This window comes from Pseudoalteromonas rubra (genome assembly GCF_000967655.1).
In the GTDB taxonomy this organism is placed as follows: Bacteria; Pseudomonadota; Gammaproteobacteria; order Enterobacterales; family Alteromonadaceae; genus Pseudoalteromonas; species Pseudoalteromonas rubra_A.
Genome location: NZ_JXYA01000058.1, coordinates 46,712 through 64,252, shown reverse-complemented (window position 1 = coordinate 64,252; position 17,541 = coordinate 46,712). Strand labels below are relative to the sequence as shown.

Below are 17,541 nucleotides of genomic sequence, written 5' to 3'. Positions count from 1 at the left end.
CGGCTCCCGCAACCACTTTTTCAGTGGTAACGCCGAAGGTTGTCGGTACAAAACCTCGATAATACCTAACTTTATATATAAGTCTTCCTGTAACCACCTATCTTATTTCTTTACTGAAATCTATCTGTTTTCGTGTTTCCTCATTACTCCAATCATCAACATGTTTTCTTAGTTTTATTACATTTTCCGCAGCGCTTCTGCGCCTAGTCTCACAGTTACTTTGTACTTTCAATTTAATGTTTCTGTTGCTGAGTGTTTTTGATCGTTATCGAATGCGATAGGGGAGAGTAATGATGAGCTTAGTTTTTCAATGGCCTTAGCAGGAATGACTGGTAGGCCTTATACGTGTGCTGCACACACGAATAAGGCACTTATCGCTCAATTAGCACAGACAGCTATGACCAACATTACAACTGGCCTGCTCGGTGATATTACAACAGCGTGATAAGTTCTGGCGCGATGCACAGCGCGATGTATCCTGACATGTAGTGCCAGGTCTTGTGGTGCCCGTCATTGTGCCAAAGCCAGCGCCGGCTACCTGAGGGGTTTGCTCAAGCTGAACTTTGTTATCCTGTGTCAGTGATTTAAGCTTTTTCTTATTGATTTTCAGTTTCATGGATATTTCCTTATCTATTTTTTGAAGGCTCTCGCCAATATGTGAACGTTTTTTGTTCAAATTAAGTCTATTTGATCAATTAAGGATATGGAAGAGCTGTGAGTGTAATTGAGGCAAAGCAACTAAAAGAGTGGGGAAAGAATGAGAAGTGGCGTGACCACTTCTCACAGGGTATTAAAACTGTTTGGCGTATTCTTCAGCCTGGCGCCAGACGCGCAGGGTGTTGCCGCCCAGGATTTTCTTGATCTGCCCTTCGGTGTAGTTGCGATCTAACAGACCCTGTACCAGGTTAGGGTAAGTTGAAACGTCTTTTAATCCGATAGGCAGAGAATCACCCACACCGTCATAATCAGAGCCAATGCCTACATGGTCGATACCGATCAGTTTAACCACGTGGTCAATGTGATCCAGTACTTGCTCTAAGGTGGCGTAAGGGAAGGGGTTTTTCGCGCGATACGCCGCTCTGAAATCGGTTTTACTCTTGCCCTGGCTGGTAGCCTGCTCTTCTGCTTCGTTACGTTGATCGTACCAGGTACGAGAACTATTGGTCACAAAGCTGGAGCCAAAGTTGATTTGAATAACACCACCGTTCTTTTTAAGTGCTTTCAGCATTTTGTCATCCATATTGCGCTCAAAACCCGGGGTGTATTTACGCAATGAGGAGTGTGAGGCTATCACGGGCACTTTAGACAGCTCCATCACCTGATAAAACGCGGCATCTGAAATATGTGAGACGTCGATCAGCATGCCAATCTTATTCATCTCCACGACCAGCTCTTTACCAAACGGGCTCAGGCCTTTCCATTTGCGACGAATGTCATAGGACGAGTCGGAAATATGGTTACTTTGCGAGTGGGCCAGTGTGATATAGCGTACACCGCGGTCGAAGAAGTGCTTCAGGTTGGCCATGTCACCTTCAATCGGTGAGCCGTTCTCCATGCCCATGGCGACAGAGATTTTCTTTTCGCGGAAATGGCGATAGATGTCTTTGGTGTTGTAGGCCATCGCGAATTTATCCGGTGCACGTTGTGCCAGCGCTTCCATCCCGTCAATCAACTGGTTAGCCAGCTGGTAACTCTTACCTTTGCCTTCAAACTCCAGGTTAGCGGGAATATAGATCGACATAAATGGCGCATTCAGGCCGCCTTGCACAGCGCGAGGGTAGTCGAAGTCGCCGCTTTTGGTGGCCTTAGTCACATCTTCCCAGTGCTCCAAAATACGATAGGGCACATCGATGTGGGTATCGATCAGAATGTTTTGCTTAGCGATGTGTTTGGCGCGCTCAGACACCTGAATATCATTGGCATAGGCATTCGACAAGCTTAACGCCAGTGCGCAGAGTGTAGCGGGTAACTTCATGGATTGACCTTGTTATTCTTTGTAGTGTGTGTCGATTGTAGCAAGTTGGTGCTTATCTACAATCCATTCTGTCGGCCAGCCTGCGGGGCTGACCGCATTTATTCGTAGTTGTATTCCTGTGCCTGCATCGCCTGAAACTGGGCTTTTGAAACAATATTCACCGACTCGTGCAGCTCGGAATACACCAGCAAGGCTTCACCCGACTTGAGCTGAGCATGCACCTGTTCGACCTTGCGCTCGGTGCTGACTTCGCTGTCGCCATAATCGGTGCCTTCACGCAGCACATAGTGTTCAATCAGGTTGCTCAGTGTGGTTGGGTCCAGTTGTTGGTATGGAATGATCATAATTTCTTTGAAACTCGATGGTTGAGTAATGAATGCAAATAAGCAGGGACAATTTGCTCAAGCCAGAAAACCGGCTTAAAAGGGTTGCGTCCGGAGATAAAGCCAACATGACCGCCACGCTGAGACACTGCCAGGGTGACTTGATCACTGATCTGATCCGCAGTGGGCACTGCACGGCTCGACAGCATAGGATCGTCGGCTGCGTGGATCAGCAAGGTTGGCGTGGCTATCTGCTTTAGGTAGGGCTGAGCGCTGGCCTTGGCGTAGTAGTCTTCAGCGCCTTTAAAACCGTGCAATGGCGCCGTGATCCGCTCATCAAATTGCCACAGATCGCGGATCTGTTGTATCTCGTCGCGGCCGATCTGTAAGGCGTGCTCTATCTGATCAAACTTACGGGCGAACGATCGCTTCATGCGATCCAGCAAATACTTTTGATACAGCTTAAAACAGCTTTTACGGATCACCTGGCAGGAAGACGACAAATGGTAGGGCGCTGAGATCACCGCGGCACCATCCAGCAGGCTGTTATTACCTTGCTCTCCCAAATATTTGGCCAGCACATTACCGCCCAGCGAAAATCCCACCGCATATAAGGGGCGGTCGACAAAACGTTGTTTCAGGGTGTCGAGCAAAAATGCCAGGTCACTGGTTTCACCGCTGTGGTAGGCCCGGGGCTGACGATTTACCTGGCGTGAGCAATTGCGAAAATGCATCAACACGGCATCCAGCCCGGCGGCGGTCAGGGCACGGAGCAGCCCTTTGGCATAGAAACTATTGATATTGCCTTCCAGTCCATGCAGCACAACAACCAGTGGGGCTTGTTGATCCCCTTGATTGGCCCAGGCCAGTTCTAAAAAGTCATCATCGGGTGTTTCGAGGTGCTCATAGCGCACATCGGCTTTCAGGGTTGGCCTGAACATGCGGGGCAAAATGGTTTGCAGGTGACGGTTGCGCATCCACCAGGCGGGTTGAAAGGATAACTCTGACGGCTTTAACATGTGGTTCGTATTTCCTGTAAATACCTCTGCGACAGTGAGGCTCATGCACGCACTCAGAAGAAAATCGCCTCGTCTGACGTCAATGAATAGACTGGTATGATGAGCCTGAAATGAGATCAGTGTATCAAACTGCGGGAAATAACCCAAAGAATGTTCGAAGCAGGTATTTAGTGAAATTGGTATAATAAAAAGCACCCGACCAGCTGAGCTGATAAGGTGCTTTGTGCGTCGTGCTTAATTCTAGAACGGGAACTAATTGCTTAACGTTTCAACAACATGTTTCGAATAACATAAAAGAGTGTCGACGATTTACTCAGGTACTTCTGCTTCTTGTACTTTCTTGATGAAGTAGTAGACGTAGAAACAACACAGTACGATTACCACGCCCAAGATGCCGAAAGAGAGAAATAACACTGGGTCAGTAAAAAAGTCTCTGAAGAATACGTTCATGTCTGTGCCTCCTGATTTGTCGATGAGGTAATCTTAGTCGAGCATGCACAGACCAGATATGATCAAGATCAAGTTTCACCAGTGCCCAGTCGGGACTTGGTAAATTGCTTGATCCCGATCATGTTTTTGCGGGGATACGGCCCTGTTGAGCGGGTGTCAGGTAGTGAGTTAGATTGTCCGCAGACAGGTTTGGTTGCAGGGGGTGCTGATTGAGATAGTCGATAAGCAGTGACTGCTGTAGCTTCTCCTGGGCCAGCTCCGCTTTAAGCATAAACTGGCGCAGCTCGGCATATTGCGCATAGTGCTGGTGTTGCTGTTTGAGTGTGGCGCGCACCCGGCGTTGGGGATGCAGCACTGTGTGGTCAAAGGTTTTGCACACAGTGTGCAGTCCTGCAAATTGTTCAGCTGTGAGGGACATGCCGCGCGCGTCCAGATACATTAGCAGCAAGATCAGATTAACGCTTTTATCCTCGCTTTCTTGCAAGCTCAGCAGCGCATCTTGCATACCTGCACGGGCATACTGCGTGCAGGCATAGCTCCAGAAATCTGCTGCGTCTAGCATATCTCGCCACTTTGCTCGAAACGCGCCTGTTTCTCTTCCAGCTCTTCAAGCGCCAGAAGCAGGGCTTCCTCGGTGTCATTCAGCTCAGGCGTCAGCTTAGCCTGCTGCGCCAGCAGCTCACTGAGTTTGCCTTTATTTTGCTCTGAATACAGGTCGTTGTCGGCCAGTGCCGTTTCCACCTCAGCCAGTGCTGCACTGAGTTTATCCAGTTCTTTTTCGAGCTTATCTATGGACTTTTTCAGCGGTTGAACGGCCTTGCGGAACTCGGCTTCCAGGCGTTTCTGTTCTTTACGGTTCACACTAGAGTGGGCTTTGTCTTCACTGCTGTCTTTGCGCACCGCTTCTTTATTGGCGTTGAGCAGCCACTGATAGTAGGCATCCAGATCATAACCAAACGCACTCACCTCGCCCTGATCGACCAGGTAATATTCGTCTGCGGTGTGTTTAAGCATATGGCGGTCGTGGGATACGGTGACCATCGCGCCCTCAAAGCCTTGCAGTGCCATGACCAGCGCATGGCGCATTTCCAGATCCAGGTGGTTGGTTGGCTCATCCAGCAGTAACAGATTCGGTTTCTGATACACCAGCATGGCCAGCACCAGGCGGGCCTTTTCACCACCGGAAAACGGTTTTACCGGCTCCAGCGCTTTGTCGCCGTTAAAGGCAAAGCCACCCAGAAAATCGCGCAGTGATTGCTCACTGGCCTGCGGGTCGAGACGTTGCAGGTGCGTCACAGCACTGGCGCTGAGATCCAGCGATTCCAGCTGGTGCTGGGCGAAATACCCAATCTTTAGCCCCTGATGCTGAAAGACTTCTCCTGCCTGTGGCGATAGCTCACCTGCGAGCAGTTTGATAAGCGTTGACTTACCGGCGCCGTTACGGCCCAGCAGGGCGATACGACTGCCCGGTACCAGGTTGAGTTTGATCTTGTGTAATATGGTCACGTCACCATATCCGGCCTGAGCCTGATCCAGTGTCATTAGCGGGTTGGGCATGTTGTCCGGATTGCTGAACTCAAAACTGAACGGCGAATCGGCATGGGCAGGTGCCAGCTTTTCCATTCGTTCCAGTGCCTTAACCCGGCTTTGTGCTTGTTTGGCTTTACTGGCTTTGGCTTTAAAGCGGGTAATAAACTGCTCCAGGTGGGCAATGGTGGCTTGTTGCTTGTCGTATAGCGCCTGTTGCTGCGCCATACGCTCGGCCTTTTGGCGTTCAAACTGTGAGTAGTGGCCTTTATACACGTTGAGCTGTTGCTGGTCGACGTGCCAGATCTGATCGACCACCGCATCAAGGAACTCGCGGTCGTGCGAGATCAGCACTAACGTGCCCTGATAGGCTTTTAAGAAACGCTCCAGCCAGTAAACGGCATCGAGATCCAGGTGGTTGGTTGGCTCATCCAGCAGCAGTAGATCGGCGTCGCGGATCAATGCCTGCGCCAGGTTCAGACGCATTCGCCAGCCACCGGAAAACGCACTCACGGCATCGCTGAGCTGTGCATTGCTAAACCCTAAGCCATGCAATAGCTCTCCTGCTTTGGCTTCAATACCATAGCCGCCAACCACTTCTATTTGCTGATGCAGACGGGCCTGCTCGGCGCCATCGCCGGAAGCTTCGGCACTGTGCAGGGCACTGCGCAGGGCATAATACTCCGGATGACCCTGCAGCACGTATTCCAGTGCACTGACGGCCAGCGCCGGGGTTTCCTGCTTCACGGATGCGATGGACCAGTCTTTCGGAATTTGCAGCTCGCCGGCATCCAGGTGTAGCTCTGATTTAAGCAAAGCAAACAAAGAGGATTTACCACAGCCATTGGCCCCGACCAGGCCCACTTTATGTTGTGGAAACAAGGTCGCACTGGCATTTTTAAGCAGTGTTTTACCACCGCGCATAAGTTCAATATTCGAAAGCTGGATCATACCGTTACATCACTGTTTGATTATGCGCGCATCATAACACGGATCCCCGCAGACACTCCAAGCGTATCAACAGTGAGTAATATAGGATAAAATGGCCCCACAGGGCGTGCGGCCCGTGATATGAATCGTCATTTGAACCGTCAAAGGTTCAGCTAACCTGAGGTAACTAAAGGTGAGAAAGAAAAAGCGCTTTATTGCAGGAGCATCCTGCCCTGAATGTCATGAAGCAGATGTGATGATGCTGTACAAAGAGCATGACGTGGAAAAGGTCGAGTGCGTGAAGTGCGGCCATATTATGACCCAGCCAAAAGAAGCCGTTCAGGCGTCAACGCGTCAGTTTGAACAGGTTATTGGGGTATTCAGACCTGAATAAGGGGTGTGGCTTCACAGTTCAATAGTCAGAGCGGGTTTAACCCGCCCGGCTGTGCCATTAATAGTGTGGCGGTGGCGGCTCCTGATGCTGCGGCATCATGCCCGGATCTCTGCCTTCTTTAATCTTTTCTGCCAGTAATTCAATCTGGCGCTGCATTTTGGCAAGGCGTACCTGATGCGCACTCAGCTCATTATTTAAAGTCTCTATGGTTTCGTCCTGAAACGCCACTTTGGCTTCCAGCTCGTTAACGCGATCTTCGAGTTCAGTCATGGTTACTCTCTTGCAAATTGTTCTAACAGGCCGCTGGAACTTTCTGTCAGCAGGGTGTTGTCGTTTCCTGTAAAGGCCACAGCGAAGACCACTGCGGACTTAGGTCGGCTGCCCTCACGCGGCTTTACGCGCCAGGTTGCGAGCTTCTCACCACTGTTAACCTGCCACAGGGTGAGTTGCCGGTTTGGCGAGCCCGTCGCAATTAACCGCCCATCCTGATTGAAGCGCACGGCACTGAATATCTTCTGGCGCGCAATATACTGCAATTGTGACTTGATTTCACCTGAAGTGAGCTGCCAGATGCTGGCCTTTTTCATGCTGTCTGCGGTAAACGCGTAGCGCCCCTCGGGATCTAAGGCCACTTTCGTGACCCGACTGGGGTGGTTAAAGCGGTGGATCACCTGGCCGGTGCGGGTATCCCAGAAGTAAGCGCTGTAATCATTGGCCCCGGTTAACGCAAAGTGGCCGTTGGGTGACAGCGCAATACTGTTAATTTTTTCCTGATGACCAAGGAACTCTATGCGCCTGCCGCTATCTAAGTCGAGATGCACAACCACATTGTCGCTGCGTCCGTAGAGCACATAGCGGCCTTCGTTGCTGATTGCGATGTCGCGGATGGTGCCTTGTTCTATCTGGTAGTAGCCAATGTTCTGGCCATCGGATAAACGCCATATGGCGAAGCGGTCGTTGGCTGCGGTCACTGCACTGGAATTGTCATGGGCAATGGCCAGTGAATGTACCAGCTCGTCGGCTTGCTGTGATTGAGACCACTGATATTTCAAACCATGGGTGGTGTTATCCCATAAAACCACTCCATGTTCGATGGACGACACTAAACTGTAACGCCCATCGTGTGAAATAGCGGCGGCAAAGGCACCACGCGTGGCATGTTCTACAGTCAACAGCGCATCCGAGCTGTCTGTGGGGCAGCCAGCAAGCAGTGAGGTGATGAGAATAAAGGCAATTTGTGCGTTGCGCCGTAAAATTTTGGGCATAAATTCGGTATTTCCTCTTAACTCCATGATTTGCAGCGAGTAGACTAATGGGTAATTTGCAGAGGCCACAAAACTGATATTAGCCTATCGGTATATGAATGTCGCCGATCCCGAAATGAATTTTGCGTCAAAAAGAGAAATTTGGCTTTATGCGCTACGGATGTTAATGTGGCATCCACCCTTTTTAAGATTAATATAATTTTAACAAAGACACCCAACCAGGATAGTGATTGTCGCACTCTGAGCCTGGGTATGTCGGAGAGAAAACATGAAACAAACAATTAAGTTATCCTTAGTGGCTGCCGCGGTTCTGGCATTGACCGCTTGTAATCAAAAAGCAGAAGAAAAAACAGCGAAAGTTGAAGAAGTGAAGCTGGAAACTGAAGTGCAGCAGCAAGCTTATGGTATCGGCGCATCGGTTGGTAACTTCCTGCAAAAAGATATGGCAGACAAGAAAGAGCTGGGCATTGAGCTGGACCAGGCACTGATCATGCGCGGTTTCAAAGATGCACTAGACGGCAACGCTAAACTGGACGAAGCGAAAATTCGTGAAGTTCTGACTGCACTGGACTCATCTGTACGTGAAAAGCAAACAGCAAAAGCCAAAGCAGATGCGGAAAAGAACAAGGTTGAAGGCGCAGAGTACCTGGCTGAAAACGCGAAGAAAGACGGTGTTAACGTGACTGAGTCTGGTCTGCAGTACGAAGTACTGAGCGAAGGCGAAGGTAAAAAGCCAGTTGCGACTGACATCGTAAAAGTACATTACAAAGGTACTTTGCTGGACGGCTCTGAGTTTGACAGCTCTTATGCACGTAACCAGCCTGCTACTTTCCCTCTGAACCAGGTTATCGCTGGCTGGACTGAAGGTCTGCAGCTGATGGCGGTTGGCTCTAAGTACAAATTCACTATCCCTTCAGAGCTTGGCTACGGTGAGCGTAACCTGGGTAAGATCCCGGCTAACTCTACGCTGGTATTTGAAGTAGAACTACTTGAAATCCAGGAAGAGAAAGAGCACGGTCACGCGCACGACTCAGAGTAATTTAGTCTTAGCCTCATCAGTCGATGGGGCTTTACTAAAGACCCAATAAAAAAGGACCAACGCGGTCCTTTTTTATTGTCTGCTTTTTTACTTTACAGATTCACTCAGTGTGATCAATCTTCGCTGTGATTCGCATACAGGTTATCAATCAGTTCATCTTCGAGTGCAAAGCGCAACTCCAGGGCTTCACCCAGCTCAGAAAGATCTTTATCAAAGTCTGCCATCAGGTTGTCTGACTGCGCCTCTGCATACTTGTCGTTGAAGTCCAGTGCCAGGTCGGTGGTATCCGTGATCCTGGGATACAGCGATTGCGCCAGCTTGAGGCTTTGTGGGCCCTTTTCTTTACAGGCGGCAACCAGGTTGTCGTAAATTTCAAAATGCCCGGCGGACAGGTAATCCATCAGGATCTGACAAAATGTCTGGATCTGTAGCTGATCAGGCAGGGCGTGGTCGTCCTGTTCAAACGGAGACAGGCCTGCAACCTTACAATACAGCAGCAAAAGCTCCTGTCGTTCAGCTAACCAGTTGTCGATAACGCTATGGCTACCTCCCCACCTTTGTTGGGCTTGTTCTAAGCGTGACAGCATAGTTATCTCCTTAGCGGGTCATAATCTGCCCGTGGCTTGCCAAAAACATCGGCACAGTGTGACCCAAAACGGGGTCAAGACTTGACAGTGACCACCAAAAAGCGGTGATGCCGATTATGTTTATCTGTCCTCTATAAAAAGGAAATCTGATGCAAAGGTCAACCTCTTTTTTTGTCTAGTGAGTAAATAACGGGCTATGTTTCTGAAGCGGGGGCGGGAATAACTCTTGTTTACGAGCTGCTCAGTGTAAACTGGCCGCTAGGGGGATGAGGTGTTTAAAATTAGTTAAACAAAAAAGCCGCTTCAGGGGGTATTCCTGAGCGGCCATCAATGCAGTTTAGCAATAGAGCTTTATTATTATTGGTTTTAAAGGTGTTTTTATTCTTCTTAGCGCAGCAAATTTATAGCAAGCTTTTACCCTTGTTGCAAACAGTTTAATCAGGTGTTTTTAATCTGGTTTGTAATTGATTGAACTAAAAGGGGTTTAATTTAACGCGAATTGAATGGAAAACAGTCAGAGTGACATAAAGTGCTTAATCCAGATCATGGTGACGGGAATTTGCATGTTGTTTCAATAGTGGCGTATTGAAGTTAATGATACAATCTGAGCAATTTTTACAGCATTGGAATGAAATTACGCTATGAGCGAGTTGAAAAATGATCGTTACCTGCGCGCGTTGATGAAACAACCCGTAGATGTTACGCCCGTTTGGATGATGCGTCAGGCTGGCCGCTATCTTCCTGAGTACCGAGCGACCCGAGCGCAAGCCGGCGACTTTATGAGTCTGTGTAAAAACGCAGAACTGGCCTGTGAAGTGACCCTTCAGCCATTGCGTCGGTACCCGCTTGATGCGGCGATCTTATTCAGCGACATCCTGACTATCCCGGATGCGATGGGACTGGGCCTGTATTTTGAAACCGGTGAAGGTCCTAAGTTTGAGCGTCCGATCAGCTCGCTGAGCGATGTACAAAAGCTGCCTAAGCTGGATCCAACCGATGAGCTGGGCTATGTGATGAATGCGGTCAGCACCATTCGCCGCGAGCTTAAAGGCGAAGTGCCGCTGATCGGCTTCTCTGGTTCACCCTGGACGCTGGCGACTTACATGATTGAAGGCGGCAGCAGCAAAACCTTCGGTAAAATCAAGAAAATGGCCTTTGCTGAGCCGAAGACACTGCACCTGTTGCTTGATAAAGTCGCAGACTCCGTCATTGATTATTTGAATGCGCAGGTCAAAGCCGGTGCACAGTCGCTGATGATCTTTGACTCATGGGGTGGGGTACTGAGCCCGCGTGACTACAAAGAGTTCTCTTTGCAGTACATGCATAAGATTGTTGATGGTCTGATCCGTGAAAACGATGGTCGTAAAGTGCCAGTTACCCTGTTCACCAAAAATGGCGGCCAGTGGATTGAAGCGATTGCGGCAACGGGCTGTGATGCGGTTGGCCTGGACTGGACAATCGACATTGCCGACGCCAGACGTCGCGTGGGTGACAAGGTAGCCCTGCAAGGCAATATGGACCCATCTATGCTGCACGGCACGCCTGAGCGTATCCGTGAAGAGGTACAACATATCCTGTCTGGTTACGGTCAGGGTTCGGGTCATGTGTTTAACCTGGGCCATGGTATTACCCCGGATGTTGACCCGGAAAATGCCGGTGTGTTTATCAACGCCGTGCATGAATTCAGCCGTCAGTATCATCAGGAATAACTGACAGGCATAGAAAACCCGGCTGATGCCGGGTTTTTTATATCCAGATAAACGCTGCGAGTGCGTAGATATTAATCCTTGCTTTCAAAGGCTCGGCGCATAAACCCTGGGGTTGCCAGCGCACCTTTGTGTATTCCGGTATTGTAATACTCAGTGTCAAAGCCAGCCTGCTCGGCGTCTTGCTCACGAAAGCCATTAAACGGCTCGCCTTTACGCGCCAGCGTCGCTGACCATAAACCGCTTGGGTAGATAGGCTGCGGGAATGGCAGAGTTTGCAGATCAACAAAGCCGACATCCAGCATGGCCTGGCGCATTTCTTTCAGCAGGGTCATGTGCATCAGCGGCGACTCACTTTGTTGCACCAGAATACCGCCCGGGCGCAACGCCTTCAGACAGCTGGTGTAAAACGCGTGGTTGAACAGGCCTTCACCCGGTCCAACCGGATCGGTGCCATCGACGATAACCACATCGACTGACTCCGGTGCGGCGTCGTGCATATACTTAATGCCATCATCAAACATCACAGTGGCGCGTGGGTCGTCGTTAGAGGCGCACAGCTCTGGGAAATATTTTAATGCCATTTGCGTGACGACTTCGTCAATGTCGATTTGGGTCACGGTTTCTACACCAGGGTGCTTGAGCACTTCACGGAGTGTACCGCAGTCTCCACCACCAATGATCACCACATTTTTAGGTGCCGGATGAGAAAACAAAGCAGGGTGGCTCATCATTTCATGGTAGAAAAAGTTTTCCCGGGTGCTGACCATAGTACAGCCGTCAATGATCATCAGATTGCCAAAGTCTGTGGTCTCATACATTTCAACATTCTGAAATGGCGACTGGATCTCGTCCAGTTTACGGTTAACGCGTAATGAAAACGCGCTGCCATCACGGTCGCTGATCTCAGTAAACCAGCGGTTAGCTTCTAAATTTGACATTGTTGCCTTCATGCAGATGTAATTTTCAGAGATTTTGCCAGCGCTTTCGCCCCAGCTCAATCTATTTTAGCGTATAAACGCCGACTCGGTTAGCGACAAAGTGAGCTTGCCGGCTCACAAAGTGGTGCAATGCGTATCAAAGGGTGGGCGTGTTTTGCGCTTAGGGTGGCAAAAGATTGTCACATCTGGGCCATAAGTATTAAAATGTGCAGTCTGTAAAGCAAGTTAATAGAGATTGCCATGACCTGGGGTTTGCAAACCGCACGTGCCACTTATAACGTGACGCACTGGAGTGAAGGATATTTTGACATCAACGATCAGGGGGAGCTGGTTGCCTATCCCGATGGTGATCGCGCAAAACCGGCGATTTCGCTGGTTGAGTTAACCGAGCGCTTCAAAGAGCAGGGCCTCACCTTGCCGGTGCTGGTGCGTTTTACTGACATTCTTAACAGCCGTGTTGAGACCATGACACAGGCCTTTTCACAGGCAACCGCCGCTAAATCTTATCAGGGGCAATACACCTGTGTTTACCCTATCAAAGTAAACCAGCAGCGCTCCGTGGTGAGCAAGTTACTGGCGCACCCGAGCGGCCTGGTTGGTCTTGAAGCGGGCTCTAAGCCGGAGTTGATGGCGATTCTGGGGATTGCCAAAGATCCCATCACCATTGTTTGCAACGGCTATAAAGACAGCGAGTTTTTACGTCTGGCGATGATAGGTCAGGCGATGGGCCACAAGGTGCAAATCGTGATTGAAAAACTCTCTGAGCTGGATACTTTGCTTAAAGAGATCGCAACTTTGGGCATTGAGCCGGCCATAGGTATTCGCATTCGTCTTAATTCCATTGGTAAAGGCAAGTGGCAAAACACAGGCGGAGAAAAAGGCAAATTTGGTCTGACGGCCAGCCAGGTGCTCAGTGCGGTTGATAAGCTCAAAGCGCAAGGCAAACTGCACTTAATGCAGCTGGTGCACTTTCATATTGGCTCGCAAATCGCCAATATCCGCGACATTCAGCGTGCACTGCGCGAGTGTGCCCGCCACTATGCCGAGTTGTCTCAGCTGGGCGTGCCATTAAAAACGGTCGATGTGGGTGGTGGCCTGGGCGTGGACTATGAAGGGTCCGGCTCTCGCAGCGCCTGTTCAATGAACTACACGGTGGCGGAATATGCCCGTAACGTGGTCGGTGCCTTTGCCGAGGTGGCGGAGCAGCACGGGTTGCGTCATCCGGATATTATCACTGAATCTGGCCGTGCATTGACGGCACACCATGCGGTGCTGATCACTGATGTGATAGACGTTGAAAAAGCCCCGTACCAGACCATCCCGAGTATGCCGGCCCAATCTGCCCATCATATCCAGCAGGAGCTGTGGTCATCATTACAAAGGCTGACGCCCAGACTGGCCATAGAAACCTACCACGATGCCATGCATCTGTTCGGTGATGGTCATGACCAATATGTGCACGGCCTGATAGGCATGCAGCAATGGGCGCAAATTGAGCAACTGTATTTTACTATCCTGCAAAGGGTCAGAGAGTGTCTGAATATTCATTCGCGCTCTCACCGTGAGGTGCTCGATGAGCTCAATGAAAAGCTCGCGGATAAACTGTTCGTGAACTTCTCTTTGTTCCAGTCTTTACCTGATGTTTGGGGGATCCAGCAGCTGTTCCCGGTGATGCCCATTGCGGCGTTGGATCAGCCGCTCACTCAGCGCGCAGTGATCCAGGATATTACCTGTGACTCGGATGGTCAGATCCGGGAATACGTAGAAGGTGCGGGGATCGAATCGAGCCTGCCCATTCCGCCTTATCAGCCCGGTGAGCAATATCATATTGCGATGTTCATGGTTGGGGCATACCAGGAAATTCTTGGCGATTTACACAATCTGTTCGGAGATACCGACTCAGTGCATGTGGAACTCACCGAGACAGGGTATGAGCTAAGCAATGCCATCAAAGGCGACAGTGTGGAAGATGTACTGCGATTTGTACACTATGATAAAGCCGTGCTGGCAGAGAACTTTACCACGCAAATCTCTGCGCTGTCAGTTGATGAGGCGACCAAAGCCGACTATCTGGCACAATTACATGCCGGGCTCAGCGGTTATACCTATTTTGAAGACTAATTCCCTGGTCATGCACCAGCCAGTGCCGGCTGCCTAAGGAGTCTTGGCAGCCAAGGGCCCGGTATGGTGTAATAGGGCCAGTTCGTTATTCTTATCCTGTGGTCTGTTTGCACAGTCAGTCAGGCCATTGTCAGTCGTAGTAAAGGAACATTGCATGTCGTTAATCCGTCAGGTTCTGGGGTTACTGTTATACGCTATTAATACACTGTTCTGGTTTCTTCCCATTTTTTTATTGGGCGTGATCAAACTCTTACCTATCCCACCTTTGCAAAAGGTGGCCAGTCGCATCGCCAAAGGGTGTGCCAGTTTATGGGTGGCAGGCAACAATCTTAATCAATCGATTGTGTCGCCATTTCGGCTTACTGTCTCCATGCCAGACACGATGAAAGCCCAGGACTGGTATCTGGTTATTGCCAATCATCAGAGCTGGGTAGACATATTGATCTTGCAGCGGGTGTTGCACCGTAAAATCCCCTTTCTGAACTTTTTTCTGAAAAAAGAGCTGCTGTACGTGCCGGTACTTGGCCTTGCCTGGTGGGCGCTGGATTTTCCGTTTATGAAACGAACCAGCAAAAGCCAGCTCAAGAAAAACCCTAAGCTGCGTGGCAAAGACGTTGAAACCACACGTAAGGCGTGTGAAAAGTTCAAAACCATGCCGGTGAGTATCGTGAACTTTGTAGAAGGGACACGCTTTACCACGCAAAAGCATCAGCGTCAGAACAGCCCGTTTAAGCATTTGCTCAAACCAAAAGCCGGCGGCATCGCGTTTGTGATGCAAGCTATGGGTGAGCAGATCAACCAGGTGGTCAATGTCACCATTCATTATCCGGGTGGTATTCCCAGCTTTATGGACTTTGTGGCCGGGCGCGTTGATGAAATAACTGTTCAGGTTGAACTGATGCCAGTCAGTGCTGAGCTAATTGGCGATTACAGCAATGATAGCGAATTCAGAGTACGCTTCCAAAGCGAGCTGAACCGGTTGTGGACGCAAAAGGATCAGCAGTTAGCGGACCTGGTGGTTAACCATAGCAGTCCCGAGGCGCCTGCTGAGCAGCAGCAAAAGTCGCAGCAGTCCTGAGCATCATTCAGCTAAAGGAGGTGGTATGTTGAGAAGGTTTTTACCAGCCTGGTTAGTCGGTATGCTGGCTACTATGATACTACTGGCCAATACCCTGTTATGGGGCGTCGTGGTGTTTGCACTGGGCCTGGTTAAGTGCATTTTGCCGCTGCGTGGTGTGTCTGAACTATTGCACTGGGCGTATAAAGGCTGGTGCCGGGGCAATCGCCTGGCGCTGTGGCTTGGTTGTGCTGAAATATCGCTGGATTTACCTGAGCAAATGAGTGAGCAGGCCTGGTATATGCTGGTGGCCAATCATATCAGCTGGTTAGATATTGTGGTGCTAAGTGCACTCGAGCGCTTACCAGCTCCTAAGTTTTTTCTTAAAGATGAACTCAAATATGTGCCACTGATCGGCACCGGTGCCTGGGCACTGGGCATGCCCTTTATGAAGCGGGCAAGTAAGGCGAAAATCGCCAAAAACCCTAAGCTCAAAGGTATGGACGTAGAACGTACCCGACACAGTTGTCGTCACTTTCGACAGCACCCGACCACCGTGATTAATTTCGTTGAAGGTACCCGATTTACTGCACAAAAACATCAGCGTCAGGGTGGGGAGTTTCAATATCTGCTGAAGCCTAAAGCGGGCGGAGTCGCCTTTGCGTTAGAGGTTTTGGCCCAGCAATTGGACGGCATGCTCGATGCTACCGTGATTTATCAGAGCCCGGATCAACACATCTGCCGCAGTTTTATGTGTGGCAAGTTGCAGCGCATTGACGTGCGGATCCGCCTGCTGTCGATGGACACAGTGCCGCTTGGCAACTACCAGACAGACAAGCAATACCGGGTGGCCTTTCAGGGGTATCTGAATCAGTTATGGCTCGACAAAGATGCCCAGCTCGCGGCTTACTGGGAGCAACAACATGCGACCGATACACTGTGCGTTGATGAGGTAAAACAAGCATGAAGGTAACCCATCTCAGCGAAGTGCTGGCCCCCTGGGTGGGCGCAACGCCCTATTCAGGCTTACTGATCGTAGGCACTAACGTACTTGCGCTGGTGATCTTACTGCTGGTCTTTTGGCTGATCCGCCAGTGGTTATTACCCCGTATTCAGCACTTTTTAAGCGAGTACTCCACATCCAAAATTGGCTTTCTGGCCCCCTATCTAAGCAAATTCAGCGGGCGTTTCTCCCTGGTAATGTGTACGCTGCTGTTCATTGCGTTTAAAGAGGCTCTGTTTATTGCCCCGGTGTGGTTATTCAAGGTTTTTGGGGTGGTCTCTCAGGTGTTGTTGGTGATCAGCATTGGCTTCTTATTAAGCAGCCTGGTCAACATAGTGAATGCAATTTATAACCAGCAGCCGTTTGCCAAGAGTGTGCCCATTCAGAGTTTAGTGCAGGTCAGTAAATTGCTGATTTTCATTGTCTGTGCCATTTTGGTGATCAGCCTGGCCTTAGATAAATCGCCAACCTATATCTTGTCCGGGTTTGGTGCCATCGCCGCCGTGACCTTGTTGGTGTTTAAGGACACCATTTTGGGCCTGGTGGCTAGCATTCAGATAGCTGCAAACCGATTGCTGGCAACCGGAGACTGGATCCAGGTGGATGCATTTGGTGCCGACGGTGAGGTCATCGAAGTGGGGCTCAACACGGTGCGGGTGCGGAACTGGGACAATACAGTCACGACCATTCCGACCTACAAAATCATTTCCGACTCGTTTAAAAACTGGCGCGCCATGCAAGAGTCCAATGGCCGACGTATTAAGCGTGCTGTCTATGTCGACTTTGATTCAATTCAGCTGTTGAGTGAGGCGCAACTGACAACGCTAAGCCAAACACTGCCCGAGGTTGCACAGATAATCCAAGACACACCAGAGCAGCAGTGGAATAATGTGTCTTTGTTTCGTCGTTATGCCGAAGCCTATCTGAAAGCCCATCCGCAGGTGAATCCGGAATGTTTGTGCATGGTGCGGGAGCTGGCGCCGACGCAATATGGATTGCCGTTAGAATTGTACTGTTTTAGCCGCGATAAGCGCTGGGTGCCCTATGAGCATTTGCAGGCCGACTTACTGGATCACGTGCTGACGGTGATGCCGTCTTTTGCGCTGCGCCCCTACCAGGTGATCTCAAGTCATCAAAGTGAAATAAATCACAAAAAACCAGAGTAAGCGCTGGATCCTTGTGTTATCTTATCGACTCAGAGTTT

Annotated in this window: 18 protein-coding genes; 7 read left to right on the top strand and 11 right to left on the bottom strand. The window is 50.0% G+C overall.

The annotated features are described in order from the left end of the window. Positions 1-382: 382 nt before the first annotated feature. The 7 genes from TW77_RS21125 to TW77_RS21100 form a co-directional block, all read right to left on the bottom strand. Positions 383-616, bottom strand: coding sequence for a hypothetical protein (locus TW77_RS21125; protein WP_046006940.1), 234 nt, complete (start codon positions 614-616; stop codon positions 383-385). A 174-nt stretch (positions 617-790) separates the two neighbouring features. Next, the gene (locus tag TW77_RS21120) at positions 791-1,975 is read right to left on the bottom strand and encodes a dipeptidase (RefSeq protein WP_046006939.1); all 1,185 of its coding nucleotides are present in this window, start codon (positions 1,973-1,975) and stop codon (positions 791-793) included. A gap of 98 nt (positions 1,976-2,073) precedes the next feature. Next, the gene (locus TW77_RS21115; RefSeq protein ID WP_046006938.1) at positions 2,074-2,319 is read right to left on the bottom strand and encodes a YheU family protein; all 246 of its coding nucleotides are present in this window, start codon (positions 2,317-2,319) and stop codon (positions 2,074-2,076) included. Then, entirely contained in the window at positions 2,316-3,317 is a 1,002-nt protein-coding gene (locus TW77_RS21110) for a hydrolase (protein WP_046006937.1), read from the bottom strand. The genes TW77_RS21115 and TW77_RS21110 overlap by 4 nt, the downstream gene beginning before the upstream one ends. Positions 3,318-3,626: 309 nt before the next feature. Further along, entirely contained in the window at positions 3,627-3,767 is a 141-nt protein-coding gene (locus tag TW77_RS25825) for a DUF3149 domain-containing protein (protein ID WP_010386996.1), read from the bottom strand. Positions 3,768-3,885: 118 nt separating this feature from the next. Then, positions 3,886-4,329, bottom strand: a complete 444-nt coding sequence (locus TW77_RS21105; RefSeq protein ID WP_046006936.1) for a TIGR02444 family protein — start codon at positions 4,327-4,329, stop codon at positions 3,886-3,888. Next, complete coding sequence (locus tag TW77_RS21100) at positions 4,323-6,245, bottom strand: ATP-binding cassette domain-containing protein (protein WP_046006935.1); 1,923 nt, start codon at positions 6,243-6,245, stop codon at positions 4,323-4,325. Before TW77_RS21100 ends, TW77_RS21105 begins: the two co-directional genes overlap by 7 nt. 172 nt (positions 6,246-6,417) lie before the next feature. Here TW77_RS21100 and TW77_RS21095 point away from each other — a divergent pair, with 172 nt between their 5' ends. Next, positions 6,418-6,618, top strand: coding sequence for a YheV family putative zinc ribbon protein (locus TW77_RS21095; RefSeq protein ID WP_010386993.1), 201 nt, complete (start codon positions 6,418-6,420; stop codon positions 6,616-6,618). 57 nt (positions 6,619-6,675) lie between these two features. Here the strand turns inward: TW77_RS21095 and TW77_RS21090 are convergent, their stop codons facing one another. After that, entirely contained in the window at positions 6,676-6,888 is a 213-nt protein-coding gene (locus TW77_RS21090) for a SlyX family protein (RefSeq protein ID WP_046006934.1), read from the bottom strand. Between the two features lie 2 nt (positions 6,889-6,890). Continuing rightward, positions 6,891-7,883: a WD40 repeat domain-containing protein gene (locus TW77_RS21085; protein WP_046006933.1), complete on the bottom strand. Its 993-nt coding sequence runs from the start codon at positions 7,881-7,883 to the stop codon at positions 6,891-6,893. A gap of 268 nt (positions 7,884-8,151) precedes the next feature. Between TW77_RS21085 and fkpA the strand changes: the two genes are divergently transcribed. Further along, positions 8,152-8,922, top strand: a complete 771-nt coding sequence (gene fkpA, locus TW77_RS21080) for an FKBP-type peptidyl-prolyl cis-trans isomerase (protein WP_046006932.1) — start codon at positions 8,152-8,154, stop codon at positions 8,920-8,922. A 113-nt stretch (positions 8,923-9,035) separates the two neighbouring features. On the opposite strand, the gene TW77_RS21075 is transcribed toward fkpA, so the two are convergent. Beyond that, positions 9,036-9,509 (bottom strand): Rsd/AlgQ family anti-sigma factor, encoded by a 474-nt coding sequence (locus tag TW77_RS21075; protein WP_046006931.1) that lies wholly within the window; start codon positions 9,507-9,509, stop codon positions 9,036-9,038. Positions 9,510-10,150: 641 nt separating this feature from the next. On the opposite strand from TW77_RS21075, the gene hemE reads away from it, so the two are divergent. After that, positions 10,151-11,218, top strand: coding sequence for a uroporphyrinogen decarboxylase (gene hemE / locus TW77_RS21070; protein WP_046006930.1), 1,068 nt, complete (start codon positions 10,151-10,153; stop codon positions 11,216-11,218). Between the two features lie 71 nt (positions 11,219-11,289). Here the strand turns inward: hemE and speE are convergent, their stop codons facing one another. After that, entirely contained in the window at positions 11,290-12,156 is an 867-nt protein-coding gene (speE, locus tag TW77_RS21065) for a polyamine aminopropyltransferase (RefSeq protein ID WP_046006929.1), read from the bottom strand. Positions 12,157-12,396: 240 nt separating this feature from the next. On the opposite strand from speE, the gene speA reads away from it, so the two are divergent. The 4 genes from speA (at position 12,397) to TW77_RS21045 (ending at position 17,503) form a co-directional block, all read left to right on the top strand. Continuing rightward, positions 12,397-14,277 carry a biosynthetic arginine decarboxylase gene (gene speA / locus TW77_RS21060; protein ID WP_046006928.1) on the top strand — a complete coding sequence of 627 codons (1,881 nt, stop codon included), beginning with the start codon at positions 12,397-12,399 and terminating at the stop codon, positions 14,275-14,277. Positions 14,278-14,431: 154 nt separating this feature from the next. After that, positions 14,432-15,355, top strand: a complete 924-nt coding sequence (locus TW77_RS21055; protein ID WP_046006927.1) for an acyltransferase — start codon at positions 14,432-14,434, stop codon at positions 15,353-15,355. A 25-nt stretch (positions 15,356-15,380) separates the two neighbouring features. Further along, complete coding sequence (locus TW77_RS21050) at positions 15,381-16,301, top strand: acetyltransferase (RefSeq protein WP_046006926.1); 921 nt, start codon at positions 15,381-15,383, stop codon at positions 16,299-16,301. Continuing rightward, positions 16,298-17,503, top strand: coding sequence for a mechanosensitive ion channel family protein (locus tag TW77_RS21045; protein ID WP_046006925.1), 1,206 nt, complete (start codon positions 16,298-16,300; stop codon positions 17,501-17,503). The genes TW77_RS21050 and TW77_RS21045 overlap by 4 nt, the downstream gene beginning before the upstream one ends. The last annotated feature ends 38 nt before the right edge of the window (positions 17,504-17,541 follow it).